The 17,432-nt window shown below is 66.2% G+C and carries 15 protein-coding genes; 7 read left to right on the forward strand and 8 right to left on the reverse strand.

All coding sequences use genetic code 11. The features are described from left to right. Positions 1 to 99: 99 nt before the first annotated feature. From JQ633_RS07860 to JQ633_RS07880, 5 genes are read right to left on the reverse strand one after another with little or no spacing between them, the layout of a single operon-like run. Positions 100 to 1,077 carry a Bug family tripartite tricarboxylate transporter substrate binding protein gene (locus JQ633_RS07860; RefSeq protein ID WP_211984293.1) on the reverse strand — a complete coding sequence of 326 codons (978 nt, stop codon included), beginning with the start codon at positions 1,075 to 1,077 and terminating at the stop codon, positions 100 to 102. Beyond that, complete coding sequence (locus JQ633_RS07865; RefSeq protein ID WP_211984295.1) at positions 1,074 to 2,099, reverse strand: 2Fe-2S iron-sulfur cluster-binding protein; 1,026 nt, start codon at positions 2,097 to 2,099, stop codon at positions 1,074 to 1,076. Before JQ633_RS07865 ends, JQ633_RS07860 begins: the two co-directional genes overlap by 4 nt. Then, on the reverse strand, positions 2,096 to 3,106 hold the full coding sequence (locus tag JQ633_RS07870) for a PdxA family dehydrogenase (RefSeq protein WP_211984297.1): 1,011 nt from the start codon (positions 3,104 to 3,106) through the stop codon (positions 2,096 to 2,098). The genes JQ633_RS07865 and JQ633_RS07870 overlap by 4 nt, the downstream gene beginning before the upstream one ends. Next, on the reverse strand, positions 3,103 to 3,576 hold the full coding sequence (locus JQ633_RS07875) for an aromatic-ring-hydroxylating dioxygenase subunit beta (RefSeq protein WP_211984300.1): 474 nt from the start codon (positions 3,574 to 3,576) through the stop codon (positions 3,103 to 3,105). The genes JQ633_RS07870 and JQ633_RS07875 overlap by 4 nt, the downstream gene beginning before the upstream one ends. 7 nt (positions 3,577 to 3,583) lie before the next feature. Next, positions 3,584 to 4,840 (reverse strand): aromatic ring-hydroxylating dioxygenase subunit alpha, encoded by a 1,257-nt coding sequence (locus JQ633_RS07880; protein WP_211984302.1) that lies wholly within the window; start codon positions 4,838 to 4,840, stop codon positions 3,584 to 3,586. A gap of 161 nt (positions 4,841 to 5,001) precedes the next feature. On the opposite strand from JQ633_RS07880, the gene JQ633_RS07885 reads away from it, so the two are divergent. Continuing rightward, positions 5,002 to 5,736, forward strand: coding sequence for an IclR family transcriptional regulator domain-containing protein (locus JQ633_RS07885; protein WP_211984304.1), 735 nt, complete (start codon positions 5,002 to 5,004; stop codon positions 5,734 to 5,736). 2 nt (positions 5,737 to 5,738) lie between these two features. On the opposite strand, the gene JQ633_RS07890 is transcribed toward JQ633_RS07885, so the two are convergent. Then, positions 5,739 to 6,293, reverse strand: a complete 555-nt coding sequence (locus tag JQ633_RS07890; protein ID WP_211984305.1) for a chlorite dismutase family protein — start codon at positions 6,291 to 6,293, stop codon at positions 5,739 to 5,741. Positions 6,294 to 6,512: 219 nt separating this feature from the next. Between JQ633_RS07890 and dnaG the strand changes: the two genes are divergently transcribed. Next, positions 6,513 to 8,522 (forward strand): DNA primase, encoded by a 2,010-nt coding sequence (gene dnaG, locus JQ633_RS07895; protein ID WP_211984307.1) that lies wholly within the window; start codon positions 6,513 to 6,515, stop codon positions 8,520 to 8,522. Positions 8,523 to 8,771: 249 nt separating this feature from the next. Continuing rightward, complete coding sequence (gene rpoD, locus JQ633_RS07900; protein ID WP_211984309.1) at positions 8,772 to 10,901, forward strand: RNA polymerase sigma factor RpoD; 2,130 nt, start codon at positions 8,772 to 8,774, stop codon at positions 10,899 to 10,901. A 145-nt stretch (positions 10,902 to 11,046) separates the two neighbouring features. Here the strand turns inward: rpoD and JQ633_RS07905 are convergent, their stop codons facing one another. Next, on the reverse strand, positions 11,047 to 11,283 hold the full coding sequence (locus JQ633_RS07905; protein ID WP_211984311.1) for a hypothetical protein: 237 nt from the start codon (positions 11,281 to 11,283) through the stop codon (positions 11,047 to 11,049). Positions 11,284 to 11,390: 107 nt separating this feature from the next. Continuing rightward, on the reverse strand, positions 11,391 to 14,192 hold the full coding sequence (locus JQ633_RS07910; RefSeq protein WP_211984313.1) for a CHAT domain-containing protein: 2,802 nt from the start codon (positions 14,190 to 14,192) through the stop codon (positions 11,391 to 11,393). 195 nt (positions 14,193 to 14,387) lie between these two features. Here JQ633_RS07910 and JQ633_RS07915 point away from each other — a divergent pair, with 195 nt between their 5' ends. The 4 genes from JQ633_RS07915 to JQ633_RS07930 all read left to right on the forward strand — a co-directional run bounded on the left by JQ633_RS07915 (position 14,388) and on the right by JQ633_RS07930 (position 17,358). Beyond that, positions 14,388 to 14,768 (forward strand): thiol-disulfide oxidoreductase DCC family protein, encoded by a 381-nt coding sequence (locus JQ633_RS07915; RefSeq protein ID WP_211984315.1) that lies wholly within the window; start codon positions 14,388 to 14,390, stop codon positions 14,766 to 14,768. Positions 14,769 to 14,942: 174 nt separating this feature from the next. Next, on the forward strand, positions 14,943 to 15,353 hold the full coding sequence (locus tag JQ633_RS07920; RefSeq protein WP_211984317.1) for an ester cyclase: 411 nt from the start codon (positions 14,943 to 14,945) through the stop codon (positions 15,351 to 15,353). A gap of 164 nt (positions 15,354 to 15,517) precedes the next feature. Next, the gene (locus tag JQ633_RS07925) at positions 15,518 to 16,324 is read left to right on the forward strand and encodes a lytic murein transglycosylase (RefSeq protein WP_211984320.1); all 807 of its coding nucleotides are present in this window, start codon (positions 15,518 to 15,520) and stop codon (positions 16,322 to 16,324) included. A gap of 185 nt (positions 16,325 to 16,509) precedes the next feature. Continuing rightward, on the forward strand, positions 16,510 to 17,358 hold the full coding sequence (locus tag JQ633_RS07930) for an FRG domain-containing protein (protein WP_211984322.1): 849 nt from the start codon (positions 16,510 to 16,512) through the stop codon (positions 17,356 to 17,358). The last annotated feature ends 74 nt before the right edge of the window (positions 17,359 to 17,432 follow it).

A 17,432-nucleotide genomic window follows, 5' to 3' on the forward strand; every position in this document is an offset into this window, starting at 1 on the left:
GCGTCGCCTGATCTCGCCGCGAGCTCAGGCAGTGATTGGAATTCGGCATCTCCCTACGCGTCGTCCCGGCGAAAGCCGGGACGACGCCGTGGGTGTTTCTTAGTCTACCGTCACGTGAGCCGAACTGATGATCTCGCCCCATCGCACGCGCTCCGCCGCGATGAACTTCGCGGTTGCCTCGACGTCCATCGGATCGACCTGCACGCCGAGCTTCTCGAACTGGCTGCGGATGTCGTCCTCGCGCAGCAGGTCGGTCACCGTCGCGTTCAGCTTGGCGATGATGTCATCCGGCGTGCCCTTCGGGGCCATCAGCGCGAACCACGTCACCGAGGTGAAGTCGGGCACGGTCTCGCTTACCGTCGGCACGTCGGGTAGCGAAGGCGCGCGCTTCGGGCCGGCAACGCCGAGGATGCGGACCGTGCCGCCCTGGTGAAGGCTCAGCGACGAGCCGAGATTGTCGAAGAACAGGTCGACGTTATTCCCCATGATGTCCTGCAGCGCCGGCGCCGTGCCGCGGTAAGGCACGTGCACCATGGTGGTGCCGGTCAGCTTCTGGAACAGGATGGTGGTGAGATGCGAGGTCGAACCGTTGCCCTGCGAGGCGAAGGTGACCTTGCCGGGATTGGCCTTGGCGTAGTCGATCAGCTCCTTGACGGTCTTGGCTGGAAAGCCGGGCCGCACGTCGAGCACGTTGGGCACCGTGCCGATCAGCGCCACCGGCTTCAGCTCGGACGGATCGTAGCCAAGCTTGGCGTAGAGCGACTGGTTGATCGCGATCGGGCCCGGCGGGCTTGCCAGCAGCGTGTAGCCGTCGGGCGCACTGCCGGCGACCGTTTCAGCGCCGATATTGCCGCCGGCGCCCGAGCGGTTGTCGATGATGACCGGCTGATTCCACTTCTGGCGCAGCTTCTCGGCGAGGATCCGCGGCAGCGAGTCGGCGGTGCCGCCGGCCGGAAACGGCACGATGACTCTGATCTGGCGCGACGGATAGCTTGCGGCGTCCTCCGCATGTGCGGCAAGCGGAGTGGAGACGGCGAGCATGCCCAGAGCAATGCGGGCGAGAGTGCGAAATATCATGATTGGGCCACGATCGGTTGGAGGTCCGCGGTCGTGCCGGACTCGACGAATGCATCCGCGAAAAATTGGGCGTCCGGCAGGTTATGTTGTTCAGTGAAGTCGCGCTGCGCGGCGCTCACCATCAGCGGATTGCCGCAGGCATAGACGTCGGCAGCGGACATATCGGCGTGGTCCTCGCGCACCACGTCGTGCACGAGGCCGGTGCGACCGGTCCATGACGGCGGCGGTTCGGACAGCACCGGCGTGAAGCTGAACCAGGCATACCGGCTTGCCCACCTGATCGGCAAATCCGCCAGATAGATATCCTCGCGGGTGCGGGCGCCCCAGTAGAGATGCATCGGCCGGTCGGCGCCGGCATGGATCGCGGATTCGACGATCGACTTGATCGGCGCAAAACCGGTTCCGCTCGCGAGCAGGATCGCCGGCCGGCCGGATTTGCGCAGGAAGAAATCGCCGAACGGCGCCTCGATCTGCAGCGTGTCTCCGACCGACAGACGCGGCAGGATCTGCGTCGAGAACTTGCCGCCGGAGACGTGCCTGATATGCAGCTCCGCCCCATCATTGTCGCGCGGCGCGTTGGCCAGCGAGAAGTTGCGGCGGTCGCCGTCGTCCATCATGACCTGCAGATACTGTCCCGCCTTGAACGGCGCGCGCAGCCCGATCGGAAAGCGCAGCGTCAGAATGGTGACGTCGGCGACCGGCCGCGCCAGCCGGTAGACGGTCGCCGATATGGTCTTGCGGCGGAAGATGTCGATCTGCTCGAAGCGCTTCGGCTTGATCACGAGATCCGAGCGCGGGCGCGCCCGGCACATCAGCGCGGTGCGGTCTGCGGCGGTCCGGCGTCCGCGGCCGCGCTGGTCGACCTCGCCGCCGAGCAGGCCGGCTTCGCAGGTGTTGCACGCGCCCTTGCGGCACGACGACGGCATCGCGTAGCCGGCGCGCTCGGCGGCATCGAGCACGAATTCCCGCGGCTCGCACGGGAAGGTCACCCCATGCTCTGCGATCGTAACGTTGAAGCTCATGCGATGCCCGCCTGAGTGGTGGTGGGCTTGTCGGCCGGCAGATTGCCGATCAGCCGCAGCGTCCGCAGCACGGCCGAGTGATCGGCCTTGCACTGGCCGGCGATGTCGAAGGCGCTGCCGTGACCGACGCTGGAAAACAGCACGCCGGCGCCGACCGACAACGCGGAAGCGTTGCGTCCCGCGAGCAGCTTCACCGGGATGTGGCCCTGGTCGTGATAGATCGCGACGAAGCCGTCGATGTCCTTGCGGCCGAGGATGATGTCGGCGCCGACCGGGCCTTCCGCGGCGATGCCGGCCTGGCGCAGCCGCGCGACGGCGGGAACGGTGATGTGATCGTCGTCGTCGCCGAACAGGCCGTTTTCGCCGGCATGCGGATTGATGCCGAACACGCCGATGCGCGGGCTCGGGATTCCCAGGCGTTGCAGGGTGGCAGCGCAAGCCAGCCCGGCTTCCTCGATCAGGTCAGGCGTCAGCCGGGCCAATGCATGATGGATGCGTTCGTGCAGCGTCGCATGCAGGATGCGCAGGCCGCCGCCGACCAGCATCATGAACACCTTTTCCTCGGGCGTGCCGGTGAGCCGCGCGATCAGTCCGGGGTAGCCGGAGAACGGAATGCCCGCGGCGTTGACGGCGGTTTCGTTGTGCGGGCAGCCGACGATCGCGTCGACCTTGCCGTCGCGGACGAGGCCGATCGCGGCGTCCACATAGGCGACGGTGGCACGCCCGGCGGCGGCGGCGAACTGGCCGGGGCGGAATTCGGTGGCAGGCAGTGCGTCGACCGCACAAAGGAGGATGGCGCCGTCGGACGGCTCGGCAGTGAACGGCTGCAGCCGGGCGTCGCCGCCGACGCGCTCGACATAGTGCCTGACGACGTGCTCGTCGCCGACCAGGACGATGCGGATATCCTCGCTCGCGCGCAGATCGGCCGCGGCGCGGACCGCGATCTCCGGGCCGATGCCATTGGGATCGCCAATGGTCAGCGCGATGGTCTTGATGGCTTCTTTCATAGCGGCAGCGCCAGCAATGTGTCGAACCGAGAGCTGTCGCAGACGACGATGCGCTCACGCAGCCGCGGTTCGCGGCCGTTCATCCTGTAGCTGTCGATGTAGCGGCCGGTCGCGTAGACGTCGGTGGTGCCGTCCCGCATGATCCGCGCCACGAAGAACGAGGTCTCGCTGCGGACTTGGTCCGCGCTCTCGGAGACGATCCACGCCTGGCCCAGGAAGTGCCTGTAGACGTGGCGCTCGTAGATGTTCGCCTCCCGCAGCGATGCGACGCGGTCACGCAGCATGCCCTTGGAGTTGGCGAAGATCACGCCGGCCTCGAGGCCCTGCGCAAAATTGTCGGCGGTGGTGATCTTGTAGACGCAGTCGTCCTCGAAGAAGTCGGGCCAGGCTTCGAGATTGCCGCTGTCGATGCAGCGGACATACGCATTCTGAACGTGGTTGATGAGCGCGGTGGTGTCGGTCACGTGCATCACTCTCTCAAATACCCATCCGCGCGCGGTAGGCCTTCCAGAAGCCGCGCACCGACGCTTCCGTGACCCGGCTCTCGCTGGATTCAGCTTCCGATCCGCCCATCTCGATGATCGCCTGCTCGTCGGGCGCACCCAGGATGCCGCGCTGCACGAAGCCGCCGACGCAGCCGTCCTCCATCGAGATGTAGCCGGCAGGGCCGACCAGATTGGCCTGCTTCAGCCGGGTCAGCCGCTGCTCCGGCGTGTCCTCGGCGAACCCCAGCAATGTCCAGTGCAGGTCGGTCTTGTCGGGACCTCGTGGCACGATCTGCCGGACCGCGATGGCGTTCTGGATCTGCTGCAGGACGAAGGTCGGGAACACCGACAGGATTTGCAGCGTCGTGTTGTCGGGAAATTCCTTGAAGCTCTGCAGCAGCGACGGGTCGGCGAGCTTGAACTCGGTGTCGGAGCGCAGATCCTGCGAGTCGTAATCCTCGCTTTTCGCCGCATTCGGATCGATCGCGGAGAAGCTCACATGATGGCCGCCGGTGGCATCGACGATGATGCCGCCGGTCTGCGAAAGGCGGTTGAGCTCGAAGGTCGTGAAGAACAGGTGCAGGATGCTCGCATGGTAGCTGTCCTTCACGTTCTCCATGTAGAGCTTCCAGTTGTTGGGCAGCGCCTGCGTATAGCGGCCGAGCACCACCGGCGTCCGGCCACTCATCACGCGTCCGATCCGGGAATAGATCTCCTCGCCGAGATGCTCTTCCAGCGGCGGCACCTCGTTGGAGAAGCTGCCGAACACGATGCCGAACGCTTCGGCGAGCCGCAGCTTGCGCGGATTGTGCTGCTCCATGCAGAACGAGGGCGGCATGCCGCCCTTGCCCTTGATGCCCTCCTTGAACGCGACCTCCTTGAGGTTGCCCTGCCGGTCGTAGCTCCAGGCATGGTAGACGCAGGTGAAGGCCTTGGTGTTGCCGCGGCTCTCCAGCGCGATCAGGGCGCCGCGATGCGCGCAGCGGTTCTCGAAGGCGTAGAGCTCGCCGTCTGAATCGCGGGAGACGATGACCGGCGTATCGCCGACGAACGTCGTGACGAAATCGCCGGTGTTCTTCACTTCGATGGCGAGGCACAGGAAGTTCCAGCTCGGCCCCTGGAAGATCCGCTGCTGCTCGGCGGCGTAGATCTCCTTGTCCTGGAATATCCAGAACGGAACCCGCGTCACGCCCTCGTTGGACCAGACGCGATCGATGGCGCGCGGTGTGCGGCTGACCTGATCCAGCATGAACGACCTCCCGGCTTGTTGGCGCGCGGTCATTGCCTGCGCCGTGATTTGTTCGTATATCGAACAGACGACCAACGTAGAATCATTCCGAACTCCCCTGTTGTCAACACGGCGTCCAGAGCATGCAGGATTGCAAAACTGAAGCACGGTTGCCGGAGGGAATGGCGGGCCTCGCCAAGGGACTGGCGATCCTGGAAGCCTTCTCGCCGCGACGGCGGCGCCTCACCATCACCGAGGCGGCGCAGCTGTCGGGAACATCGCGCGCGTCGGCGCGGCGATGCCTGCTGACGCTCGCGGAGCTCGGCTATCTCGAGTTCGATGGAAAATACTTTCGGCCGCAGGCGCGGCTGCTTGCGTTGAGCTCCGGCTATTCCGGCTCGCGCTCGCTGCCGGAGATCGCGCAGCCGTTCCTGGTGTCCGCGCGCAACAAGCTCAACGAGTCGATCTCGCTCGCGGTGCTCGACGGGCAGTCCGCACTGTTCGTGGCGCGGGCCGAGGCCGAGCGCCTGGTGACGACAGGCATCCAGCTCGGCACGCGCATCGACCTGTATTGCTCGGCAACGGGCCGGGTGCTGCTCACCGGCTGGCCGGACGAGCGCGTCGCCGGCTATCTGGAGGGCGCGGAGATCACCGCCCGCACCAAACATTCGCTGGTGAAGAAGGCGGCGCTGCGCGATGCCGTCAGGCAGGCCAGAGCGGCCGGCTACGCCACCACCGACCAGGAGCTCGAGATCGGACTGCGCTCCATCGCCGTCCCGGTGTTCGACGGCCGCGGCAACGTCGTGGCGGCGATCAGCGCGAGCGCCTCATCGGCGCGCGTCACGCTCTCTCAGATGGTGAACATCTTCGTGCCCGTCTTGCAGGCGAGCGCTGATGGCCTCGGACGCGTAGCCTAGCTTCAAACTTCCCGCTCGACGCGGACATCGACCTCGCGCTCGACATAGGTCCACTCTTCGCTGGCGCGCAACACGCCGACCAGCTCGTCGAACAGGCCGTCATGCTCGGGCGCGAATTCGAACCAGGTCAGGAAGTCGAAGGGCACGCCGAGGTCGCGCGAGTGATACAATTGGCGGGCGATCGCCGGCAGGAATTTCAGCGTGCCCGCGATGTGCTGCGACTTGTCCTCGAAGATCTTGCGCCGCTCCTCCTGCGTCAGTTCCCACCAGGCGGGGGTTTTCCTGATCGGGATCAGCGCGGCATGCGTCGCCTCCGGCCGCCCGAGCCCGGCCTGCACCGCGGTGAGCTTGTCCTTCTCCTCCCGCTCGGTGTAGCGCAGATTGCTGGCGACGCCGGCGAGCCGCCAGGCGGTCTGCGACGGCAGCAGCGGCAGCGCGATCGCGTCGCTCGCAATCACCGACAGCGCCGCCACCCGCGGCAGCGTCTCGCCCTTCACCCGCGCGATGGAAGTCACCTTCCAGCCGCCGCTCTGTCCGCCTCTGAACGTCGTGAACATGGTGCTATCCAACTCCGGAGCGAGGCGTGGGGCAAGCTTTGAAGCCAGCCGTCCCCAGGGTCATTACGGGGTACTACCCCGCCGAGGGGCAGGCCCGTAATAGCGTCGCGCTGGCCTGGAGGGGGAAGGGGTGTGGATAACGGGTGAAGGCGGATAAACATGGTGGGCCGAGGGCCCCCGCACTATATCGATGGTCCCTTCGTATCGAACCCGAGCCACATGCGTTTCACGCCCGAATTCCTCGATGAGTTGCGCGCCCGGCTTCCGGTCTCGGAAGTCGTGGGCAAGCGCGTCAAGCTCAAGAAGGCCGGGCGGGAATGGAAGGGGCTGTCGCCGTTCCAGCAGGAAAAGACGCCGTCGTTCTTCGTCAACGACCAGAAGCAGGCCTGGTTCGACTTCTCGTCCGGGCTGAACGGCAACATTTTCGACTTCCTGATGAAGACCGAGGGCGTGACCTTCCCCGAGGCGGTCGAACGCCTTGCGGCGATGGCGGGTGTGCCGCTGCCGGCCGTAACGCCCGATGCCGCGCGGCACGAGCAGCACCGCCGCACGTTGCATGACGTGATGGAACTCGCGACCAAATTCTTCGCCGACACGCTGGCCTCGCGCCACGGCGCCAAGGCGCGCGGCTATCTCGCCGACCGCGCCATCACGCCGGCGACCCAGCTCCAGTTCCGGATGGGCTATGCGCCGCCGGACCGTTTTGCGCTGAAGGAGCATCTCGGCGCGCAGGGCATCTCCACCGAGGACATGGTGGAGGCGGGGCTTCTGGTCGCCGGCGAGGACAAGCCGGTGCCGTTCGATCGCTTCCGCGATCGCGTGATGTTTCCGATCACGGACCCCCGCGGCCGCGTCATCGCGTTCGGCGGGCGCGCGCTGGAGAAGGACGTTCCGGCGAAGTACCTGAACTCGCCGGAAACCGCGCTGTTTCACAAGGGCGACAATCTCTACAACCTGTTCACGGCACGGCAGGCCGCGCATGACGGCGCGCAACTGATCGTCGTCGAGGGCTATGTCGACGTCATCGCGATGGTCACGTCGGGCTTTCCCGGCGCCGTTGCGCCGCTCGGCACCGCGCTGACCGAGAACCAGCTCGCGCTGCTCTGGAAGATGGTGGACGAGCCGATCCTCTGCTTCGACGGCGACCGCGCCGGACAGAAGGCGGCTTATCGCGCCGCAGATATCGCCTTGCCGAACCTCAAGCCGGGCAAGAGCCTGCGCTTTGCGCTGCTGCCGGAAGGGCAGGACCCCGACGACCTCGCGCGCACCGGCGGCCGCGGCGCGATCGAGGAGGTGATCTCGGTGGCGCGCCCGCTCGCCGACATGATCTGGTCGCGCGAGATCGAGGGCGGCAATTTCGCAACGCCCGAGCGCCGCGCCGCGCTGGAGGCGCGGATCGGCGAACTCACCAACGGCATCCGCGACGAGGTGGTGCGGCGCTATTATCGCCAGGATCTGCAGGAGCGCCTGCAGCGGACGTTCGCGCCGGAGGGCGGGCGCGGCGGCTACGGCAAGGGCGGCTACGGCAGGGGCAATTTCGGCGGCGGCCGCGGCGGCGAATCACCCCGGCCGTTTGCCCCCCGTGGCCCGGCCCAGGGCGGCCGGTTCGCCCCCAAGGGCGCGGTTGTCCCCGGGATTTCACGGGGGCCGTATCAGGCGGCGAGCCCGCAGCTCGCGAATAGCCCGATCATGCGGGGCCAGCGCAGCGCGATCTCCCGCCGCGAGGCCCTGATCCTGCAGTCCCTGATCAACCACCCGTGGCTGCTGCACGATCACCTGGAGGAGGTCGCGGCGCTGGAGCTTGCCCATCCCGAGGCGCACAAGCTGCGGGCCGCCATCATTGCCGCTTTCGCCAACGACCACCACCACTCACCTGACGAGGAGGAGCAGGCCGAGAAGATGCGGTCCGACCTTGAGGCGGGTGGATTTTCTCAAGTCCTTCAAAGGGTTGAGAATGCGGTCACGACCCAGGCGGTGTGGGGCGTCAGGGTCGGTGCGGCGCGCGAGGACGTTTTATCGACCTGGCGCCAACTCGTTGCCTTGCATCAGAAAACCCACGCCTTACTTAGGGAAAAGAAAGACGCGGAGGCGGCCTTGGCTGAGGACACCAGCGAGGCCAATCTGGCATGGTTGCAGGATATCCAGGCCCGGATGGCAGAAGCCGACGGGACCGAAGCCCTGATTGAAGGGTTCGGCGAATTATCGGGCCGGTTCCAGCGCAACGTCTGATACAAAATGCTGCGGACGACGCGGGCCAAACCCGCAAAAAGACTCGCCAAATCCATGGTTTGGCTGCAAAAACAGGGTTAAGCGAAACTTAATAGCCTCGCGGCTATTTCAGAATGGAAACCGTCGAGACGGATCAAAGGGGTGGCGATGATTGCGCCGCCCTTTGCGCGTCGAGAGTTGATCAGTGAAATTGTGCGGGATGCGCGCCTGGCGCCATTCCGCATGGACCGCGTTTCGGGAGCTTAGTGAATGGCCACCAAGGCAAAGACGCTGCAGGTTAAGGACAAGGAAAAGGACGACAAGGCGGCGGATGCTCCTGAGAAGGATGCCGCCGAGGCGCCGTCTCCGTTGCTCGACCTGTCGGATGCCGCGGTGAAGAAGATGATCAAGCAGGCCAAGAAGCGCGGCTTCGTGACCTTCGATCAGCTCAACGAAGTGCTGCCCTCCGACACCACCTCGCCCGAGCAGATCGAGGACATCATGTCGATGCTCTCGGACATGGGCATCAACGTCACCGAGGCCGACGAGAGCGACGACGAGGACGACGACAAGGACACCGAGGACGATACCGACAACGAGCTCGTCGAGGTCACGCAGAAGGCCGTCACCGAGGTCAAGAAGTCGGAGCCCGGCGAGCGCACCGACGATCCCGTGCGCATGTATCTGCGCGAGATGGGTACCGTCGAGCTGCTGTCGCGTGAAGGCGAAATCGCGATCGCCAAGCGCATCGAGGCCGGCCGCGAGGCGATGATCGCGGGCCTCTGCGAAAGCCCGCTGACCTTCCAGGCCATCATCATCTGGCGCGACGAGCTCAACGAAGGAAAGATCTTCCTTCGCGACATCATCGATCTCGAAGCGACCTATGCGGGCCCCGAGTCGAAGGGCGGCATCAATCCGAACCTGATCCAGGGCCCCGGCGCCGATGGCGCTGCCGAGGCCAATGGCAACGGCGCCGATGGCGCCGCCGCCACCCATGTCGCGCCGCCGGCGGCACCGCCGTCGCCGACCCCGTTCCGTGCCGCGCCCGCAGGCGGCGAGGCCGAGGGCGAGGAGAAGGATCCGGGCGAGGCCGCGGCCGAGTCCGACATGGACGAGGACGAGTTCGAGAACCAGATGTCGCTCGCCGCCATCGAGGCCGAGCTGAAGCCGAAGGTGGTCGAGACCTTCGACAAGATCGCATCCGAGTACAAGAAGCTGCGCCGCCTGCAGGAGCAGGACATCGCCAACCAGTTGCAGAGCGAGTCGCTGTCGCCCTCGCAGGAGCGCAAGTACAAGAAGCTGAAGGACGAGATCATCGTCGAGGTGAAGTCGCTGCGCCTCAACCAGGCCCGCATCGATTCGCTGGTCGAGCAGCTCTACGACATCAACAAGAAGCTGGTCTCGTTCGAGGGCCGCCTGCTGCGCCTTGGCGACAGCCATGGCGTCGCGCGCGACGACTTCCTGCGCAACTACCAGGGCTCGGAGCTCGATCCGCGCTGGCTCAACCGCGTCTCCAAGCTGTCGGCCAAGGGCTGGAAGAATTTCGTCCATCACGAGAAGGACCGCATCAAGGACCTGCGCCACGAGATTCAGTCGCTGGCCGCGCTGACCGGGCTCGAGATCGGCGAATTCCGCAAGATCGTGCACAGCGTGCAGAAGGGCGAGCGCGAGGCCCGTCAGGCCAAGAAGGAGATGGTGGAAGCCAACCTCCGTCTCGTGATCTCGATCGCCAAGAAGTACACCAACCGCGGCCTGCAGTTCCTCGACCTGATCCAGGAAGGCAACATCGGCCTGATGAAGGCGGTCGACAAGTTCGAGTACCGCCGCGGCTACAAGTTCTCGACTTACGCCACCTGGTGGATCCGGCAGGCGATCACCCGCAGCATTGCGGACCAGGCCCGCACCATCCGCATCCCCGTGCACATGATCGAGACGATCAACAAGATCGTCCGCACCTCGCGCCAGATGCTGAACGAGATCGGCCGCGAGCCGACCCCGGAAGAGCTCGCCGAGAAGCTCGGCATGCCGCTGGAGAAGGTGCGCAAGGTCCTCAAGATCGCCAAGGAGCCGCTGTCGCTCGAAACCCCGGTCGGTGACGAGGAAGACTCGCATCTCGGCGATTTCATCGAGGACAAGAACGCGATCCTGCCGATCGACGCCGCGATCCAGTCCAATCTGCGCGAGACCACGACGCGCGTGCTGGCCTCGCTCACCCCGCGCGAGGAGCGCGTGTTGCGCATGCGCTTCGGCATCGGCATGAACACCGACCACACGCTGGAAGAAGTCGGCCAGCAGTTCTCGGTCACCCGCGAACGCATCCGCCAGATCGAAGCCAAGGCACTGCGCAAGCTGAAGCACCCGTCGCGGTCGCGGAAGCTGCGGAGCTTCCTGGATAATTGATCGCGGACAGCATCCAAAACAAAACGGCGGGCTTGGGCCCGCCGTTTTTGCTTTGGTGATCGAAGAGCTCAAAAGCTACTTGCGAGATCGCTGGCGCGCTGCGCGCGTCGGCCTCCCCCGCAAGCGGGAGAGGCGAAGGGGCAGCCTACTTCTTCTTCGCCCCGACGCGTTCGAGCTTCTTGATCTCCAGCGCCGGGCGGCCGCTTTTCTCGGCGATCTCGCGGTCCTGCTCCATGATGAAGCCGCGCGCCGGTTCGTCGCCGTCGAGCCCGCCGAGCAGCTCCGCCGGCACGCGGCGGTTGGAGCGCTGCGAGCCGTCCTCGTAGAACACGTTGAAGAAGGCGAATTCGCCTTTGGGATTGGTCCCGGGTTTTTTCGGCATGCGCGGCTTGTCGTCGATGGCAGTCCCTAAGTCAAAGCAAATCGCATTCGGCGCCGCGCCGGGCTGCATTGCGCGATTGGGCGGCGGACGCCCCTTGCGCGGCGGCCTCAGCCCTCGAACAGCACGAACGCCGCCCACACCGCCGGATCGGCGGCCCCAGTGACCTTGCCGTCGCGCGCGTCGCGTTTCGTCTGGCGCAGCGCGTCCGCATAGGTGAGGCCTTCCGCCAGGTGCTGATAGAAGCGCACCGTGAAGTTGGCGGTGCCTTCGTCGGCGACCGGCCACAGCGTCAGCAGCGCCCGCCGCGCGCCGGCGATGCCGAGCGCGGTCGGCAGGCCGCGCAGGCCGGAGACAAAACTCTCGTCGCCGCGGCCGGTCTCGCAGGCCGACAGCACCAGGAGATCGAGCCCGGACAGATCCCAGTCCATCAGCTCGAAGGCATAGAGATAGCCGTCGCTGTCATCAGGCACCGGCAGCCGGCGCTCGCCGGCGCCCGATAGCACGATGCCGCTCAGCCAAAGCGTGTCGAGGCTCGTCGGCGTCGAGTCGTGATAGAAGCCGTGGGTCGCCAGATGCACGATGCGCGCCTTGCCGATCGCCCCGCGCAGCGCGGTTTCGCTGACGCCGTCGCCGCTCAGCATCGTCACATCAGCGCCGCGCTCGCGGGCGAGCCGCGCGATCGCCTCGATCTCGGTCTTGGTCGCCGGCAGCGGCATCGGGCCCGGATCGCCATAGGCGATGCCGCCGGCAAGCAGGATCGCGCCCGTCTGTTCGAGCGTCTCGCGCGTATGGATCGCGATCAGCGCATCGGGGCTGGTCAGCATCCGGATCGTGAAGCGATCCTCCATGAGGCCGCCGTCGCGGCCCGGCAGCAGCGAGAACGGCACGGCGAACAGGAATCCGTCCGGCACCACATAGAGCGTGGTCTTGTCCGCAAGCAGCGGCTCCAGCGGCGCGATCAGCCGCTCATGCAGATTGCGGAAGCGTTCTTTGGTGGCCACGCTTTGCGTCTCGACCGCCGGCGTGGCGGCCCGCGTCGAGCGCAGCCGCGCGATCTCGGTGCGCACCGCGATGTCGACCATCCGGCCGGGATCGCCGAGCCGGACCACGCGCGGCGCGGCCTGCGCGGTCTCGACGATGGCATAGAGCACGGAGGCGGCAAGCGGTTCCTGCGACTGGCGATCTGCCTTCCACTGCCGCGTGATGAAGTAGCTGACCACGGCCTCGTTGGCCGCCAGCAGCTGCGACGGGCGGACCGGATCCTGCGGCAGCTTGACGCCGATCGCATCGAGCCGCGCGTCGAGCGCCTTCTGCGCCTCATCCTGGCGCCGCCATACCGATCGCGCCCAGTCGTCGATGTTGCCGGACGAGAACAGCTCCTGCTTCTCGCCGTTGAGCCGCAGCGCCGTGCGCAGCAGCGTTGCGGTCGTCTCGTCCTTGCCGGCGAGCTGCGTTTCGAGCTGGCGCAGCGCGGTGGCGTCGGCGCCGCCGAGCGATTTCCAGCGCAGCACCGCGGCGGCAAAGGCCGGCTGTGCCACCGGTGTCCCCGCGCCGGTTGCGAAGCGGCCGAAGGCGAACAGCAGATGATCGGCATGGGCGCGGATCGCCTCGGCGACTGCGCGGTCGCCGGCGGTGCCGACCTCGCGCTTCATCCACTCGAACATCTCGCGGTCGAGCGCGGTGAAGCGCTGCACGGTGCTATCAGGATCGGTCGCGATCAGCGCCTCGGCGATGCCGAGCTTGATCTCGAAGCTGATCGGATGCTGCGCGGTGAAGGCGCGCGTTGCGATCGCCAGCGCCGTCTCGCGCAGCCTCATGCCCTTGTCGCGCTCGCCGCGCTGCTCGCGCTGGCCGGCGGCCAGCACTGCGGCCTTGATGCGCAGGAAGTCGGCGAAGTTCTCCTCATTGGCGGCGATCGCCTCCAGCCGCGCGAGGTCTGCCGGCGCCAGCGCGACGTCGCCGGCGGCCAGCATGTCGGTGTAGAACAGCCAGGCATCCGCCTGTCCGGCAAAGCTCGGGTCCCTCGGCGCCAGCACGGTTGCGATGATGCGATGCCGGCGGAAATAGCGCCGCGCCTCGTCGAAGCGGCCGAGGTTGAGATAATCCTGGCCGGCATTGTTGACCGTCACCAGCGTGTTGAGATGGTTCTCGCCGTAGTGCTTGGCGCGCTTCTCGATCGCGAACAGGTCGAGCTCGAGCGCCTTCGCCGGCGCGCCAATCTCGCGCAGCATGTCGGCATAGTTGTTGGCGAGCTTCCAGGTGGTGCGCTGGTCCGGCCCCAGCGATTTCTGCGCCAGCTCGAAATTGCGGCGGCCGAGATTGGTCGCCGACGCCGCCGAGCCGTTGGCCGAAAGCGCGACCGCGAGCTTGTCGTTGGCGATCAGCGATTCCTCCGAGCCTTCGCCCCAATAGGAGTCGAAGGCGGCGATCGCCCGCATGTAGAGCGGCACCGCGTCCCTGATATTGGCATGGTCCGACGTCAGGATGGCGTAGGCCAGCAGCACGTCGGCATTGGCGGGCGGCTTCTGCGCCGCCGCCTTGCTCTGCACCGCCCGGGCAAACAGCTTTTCGGCGAGATCGTCGCGCTTGACCGCGCGCAGCGTCGCGGTCGCTTCGTAATACTGCCCCATCACGAACTGGGCGTCGTCGAGTTTATCCGCCGCGTCGAGTGCCGCGGCGAACTGCCTGTAGCCGTCTTCGATCCGGCCGCCGCGTGTCAGCGCGATCGCGGCCTTCATCTGCGCGTCCACGGCCGGCGCGCTGCTCGCCGCCTGTGCCGGTCCGCGCCTGCTGCGCGCGTCCTGCGCCCAGGCGGGGCCGACCGATGCGGTCAGCGTCGATCCGAGCGCGAAGATGATTGCAATCGTGACTGCGATGCTGCGCGCTGGTCTGAGGCCGGCCAGGGTCATCGTGCGTGCAAGCTCCTTGTCCGGGGACGGTATCGCTTTAGCGGTGCCGCTTTGCACGAACAAGACAGCACAGGTATCGGGGCATGCGGCGGAACCGCGGCGTGTCCTGGTTGGTCGCAGAAGGCGCGCCAAGCGTTCACGCGGCGCGGCCCGATCTCGACGCGGCAACGGCCCGCGGCTACGCTTGTGCACGCCATGCCCAATTCGCATCTCACCGTCTGGTACAACACGCGCTGTCCGGTCTGCGACGCCGGCATCGACTGGCAGCGCAACAAGCTGGTCGCCGCGGCGCGCGCCGGGACCATCGCCTTCAGGGACATCAACGCGCAGCCCGACGCGCTCGCCGCCCATGGCGCGTCGCTCGACGACGTGCGCCGCCGCTTGCATGCCACCGACGCGAACGGCCGGCTGATCGTCGGCGTCGACGTTGCGATCGCGATCTGGAAGATCACGCCGGGCGAGGGCTGGCTCGCGACTTTGTTCGGCAATCGGGCGATGTTACCGCTGTCACGGTTTGCCTACGACCGCTTCGCCGACCTGCTGTTCGCCTGGAACAAGCGCCACGGCCGCTGGTGAAAGGCGCGAGGGACGTCGCGTTCTTGCGGCAAACAGCTTTCGTATCGCAGGCGAAACGCGCATCGGCCGAAAGCCGGCCGATTTCTGACCATCGTCACTTGCGCGGTAACCAATGATTCGCGTATGAGGCGTATCCTTCCGTTGCTGCAACCCGCCGTCCGAGAACGTTTCCCGATGTCCAACGCCACCCTCGACGCCAACAAGGCGCTCGTGCTCGCGCATTGCGATGCGGTGACCAACCGCCACGATCCCGATGCGATCCGCGCGCAGCTGGCGCCCGACTTCTTCGACCATGCCTCGGGCCGGAAGATGAGCGCCGACGCCGTGATCGCGCACTCGGCGCAGCTGCATCAGGCCTTCGCCGACCTGTCGGTCGTCGCCGAATGCCTGGTCGCCGAGCGCGATATCGTCGCCGGCCGCTTCGTCTGGCGCGGCCGCCACCGCGAGGAATGGCGCGGCATCGCCGCCACCGGCCGCCACGTCGAATTCCGCGGCATGACGTTCTGGCGGATCCACGACGGACGGATCACGGAGCGCTGGGCAGAGATCGATTTCGCGGGGCTGGAGAAGCAGCTGACGGAGTGAGGGAAATCTGCACAACTGCGTCGCGTTTCGACCGGGGCTAATCGCATCGCGCGATTTCCGCTTCGCAACGCATTTCGATTGGCAGACAAACGTAGTGAGCTGCTTTTGACGGGCACAATATTCCCATGGCATGATCGGCCATTCGAAGCAGGAGGGAATATTGCATGCTCAGGTGTCGTTTGGCGGTCATCATCGGCGCCTTGTTGCTTGCCTCTCCCTCCTACGCCGCCCGCTGTGGCGGCAATTTCAACACCTTCGTTCAGTCGTTCTCGCAGGAAGCCGCCGCGGCCGGAATTTCGCAGAACGTGATTTCCTCGGCGCTCGGCGGGGTGCAGCAGGATGGCGGGGTGCTCGCGTTTGACCGGCGGCAGCGCTACACGTTCAACAAGACGTTCGAGCAGTATGTCGCGACCCGCGTCGGGCCGGGGCGTATCAATGGCGGGCGGGCGATGCTGCAGCGGCATGCGGCGCTGCTGTCGAAGATCGAGCAGCAATACGGCGTGCCGCGCCAGATCCTGGTTGCGATCTGGGGGCTGGAGACCGATTTCGGCAAGGGCGACATGGGCAAGCTGCCGGTGTTCCGCGTGCTCGCGACGCTGGCGCATGACTGCCGCCGCACCGATCTGTTCCAGGGCGAACTGCTCGCGGCGCTCAAGATCGTGCAGCGCGGCGACCTCGGCCTGAGCGACATGATCGGCGCCTATGCCGGCGAGATCGGCCAGACGCAATTCCTGCCGTCGTCCTACATCAAGTATGGCGTCGACTTCGACGGCAACGGCCATGTCGATCTGCGCCATTCGGTCGCCGACGTGCTGGCCTCGACCGCGAACCTGCTGCACACCAACGGCTTCAAGATGGGCGCGCCCTATGGCGAGGGCACCGCGAATTTCGAGGCGATGCGCGAGTGGAACAGGGCGGTGATCTACCGCAAGACCATCGGGTATTTTGCCGATCAGCTGGTGGGACGGTGACGGCGCAGCCGTCATCCCGGGGCTCGCGAAGCGAGAACCCGGGATCTCGAGCCGCATACTCGCCGTCCTTCCGGGGCGCGCGTAAGCGCGAACCCGGAATCCATCGGGCCGCGTCACGCGTGGAGCAATGGATTCCGGGTTCTCGCTTCGCGAGCCCCGGAATGACGAGTTGAGAGTTTGGCGACATGGAAACCATCGGCAGCCAGAAGATCTGGTCGTTCTTCGATCGCCGCGGTTGCCAGATCGCGAAGAACACGGCGGTACGGCAGGGGCCCGGGCATCGCGTCGGCTCCTATCTGGAGCTCGCGACCAAGATCGCCGAGCTGCAATTCCTCAACCGCGACCATGTGCTGCTGTTCCGCGGCCAGGGCGCCGACCACAGGAACGTCAAGGACAACTCGTCGCTGAAGCCGTCGTTGTTCCGCGCCGGCCGCGGCAATCCGGACCGCGCCACGCTCTTGGCGCGATTCGAGACGCTCAAGCGCGCCGAGCAGATACTGATCGCGGATTATGCCAAGGCGAAGCTGCTCGGCGTGGAGCGGCTGAAGCGGCATCGCATCCTGCGCTGGTCGATCCTGCAGCATTACGAGGTCTGCACCACGCCGCTGCTCGACGTCACCCATTCGATCCGGATCGCCGCCTCCTTTGCCGCGCTGGCGGACACCTCGACCGCCTTCCTCTACGTGCTCGGCGTGCCGAACCTGAGCGGCGCGATCACCGCCAGCGCAGAGGCCGGCCTGCAGATCGTCCGGCTCTCCAGCGTCTGCCCGCCGTCGGCGGTGCGGCCGCACATCCAGGAGGGTTACCTGCTCGGCGAATATCCAGACATCGCCGGCACCGAGCAGAAGGAAAACTACTTTCCCTACGAGATGGATTTCGGCCGGCGGCTGGTGGCGAAGTTTGCGTTCGCGCCGGCCTCGTTCTGGAAGAACGATAATTTTCCGCAAGTCGCGCGCAGCGCGCTTTATCCCAGCGAGGCGAGCGATCCGATCTTTCGCCTCGCGCTCGGCGTCAAGAAGCAGCTCGGCGGCTGAACGAAGCGACTTTTTGTCACCCTTTGCGACGATCGTCGGCCGGCGCCGTGGAGATAAAAATAAGCAATTTCAAT

Source organism: Bradyrhizobium tropiciagri (assembly GCF_018130505.1).
GTDB classification, from domain to species: Bacteria; Pseudomonadota; Alphaproteobacteria; order Rhizobiales; family Xanthobacteraceae; genus Bradyrhizobium; species Bradyrhizobium tropiciagri_B.

Excerpts from the sequence above, each read along its gene's own strand:
- JQ633_RS07930 (WP_211984322.1), top strand. The coding sequence starts at position 16,510 with ATGGAAACCATCGGCAGCCAGAAGATCTGGTCGTTCTTCGATCGCCGC.
- JQ633_RS07915 (WP_211984315.1), top strand. The coding sequence starts at position 14,388 with ATGCCCAATTCGCATCTCACCGTCTGGTACAACACGCGCTGTCCGGTC.
- JQ633_RS07885 (WP_211984304.1), top strand. The coding sequence starts at position 5,002 with ATGGCGGGCCTCGCCAAGGGACTGGCGATCCTGGAAGCCTTCTCGCCG.
- JQ633_RS07870 (WP_211984297.1), bottom strand. The coding sequence starts at position 3,106 with ATGAAAGAAGCCATCAAGACCATCGCGCTGACCATTGGCGATCCCAAT.
- JQ633_RS07875 (WP_211984300.1), bottom strand. The coding sequence starts at position 3,576 with ATGCACGTGACCGACACCACCGCGCTCATCAACCACGTTCAGAATGCG.
- JQ633_RS07865 (WP_211984295.1), bottom strand. The coding sequence starts at position 2,099 with ATGAGCTTCAACGTTACGATCGCAGAGCATGGGGTGACCTTCCCGTGC.
- JQ633_RS07910 (WP_211984313.1), bottom strand. The coding sequence starts at position 14,192 with ATGACCCTGGCCGGCCTCAGACCAGCGCGCAGCATCGCAGTCACGATT.
- JQ633_RS07880 (WP_211984302.1), bottom strand. The coding sequence starts at position 4,840 with ATGCTGGATCAGGTCAGCCGCACACCGCGCGCCATCGATCGCGTCTGG.
- JQ633_RS07860 (WP_211984293.1), bottom strand. The coding sequence starts at position 1,077 with ATGATATTTCGCACTCTCGCCCGCATTGCTCTGGGCATGCTCGCCGTC.
- JQ633_RS07920 (WP_211984317.1), top strand. The coding sequence starts at position 14,943 with ATGTCCAACGCCACCCTCGACGCCAACAAGGCGCTCGTGCTCGCGCAT.
- JQ633_RS07925 (WP_211984320.1), top strand. The coding sequence starts at position 15,518 with ATGCTCAGGTGTCGTTTGGCGGTCATCATCGGCGCCTTGTTGCTTGCC.
- JQ633_RS07890 (WP_211984305.1), bottom strand. The coding sequence starts at position 6,293 with ATGTTCACGACGTTCAGAGGCGGACAGAGCGGCGGCTGGAAGGTGACT.
- dnaG (WP_211984307.1), top strand. The coding sequence starts at position 6,513 with ATGCGTTTCACGCCCGAATTCCTCGATGAGTTGCGCGCCCGGCTTCCG.
- rpoD (WP_211984309.1), top strand. The coding sequence starts at position 8,772 with ATGGCCACCAAGGCAAAGACGCTGCAGGTTAAGGACAAGGAAAAGGAC.
- JQ633_RS07905 (WP_211984311.1), bottom strand. The coding sequence starts at position 11,283 with ATGCCGAAAAAACCCGGGACCAATCCCAAAGGCGAATTCGCCTTCTTC.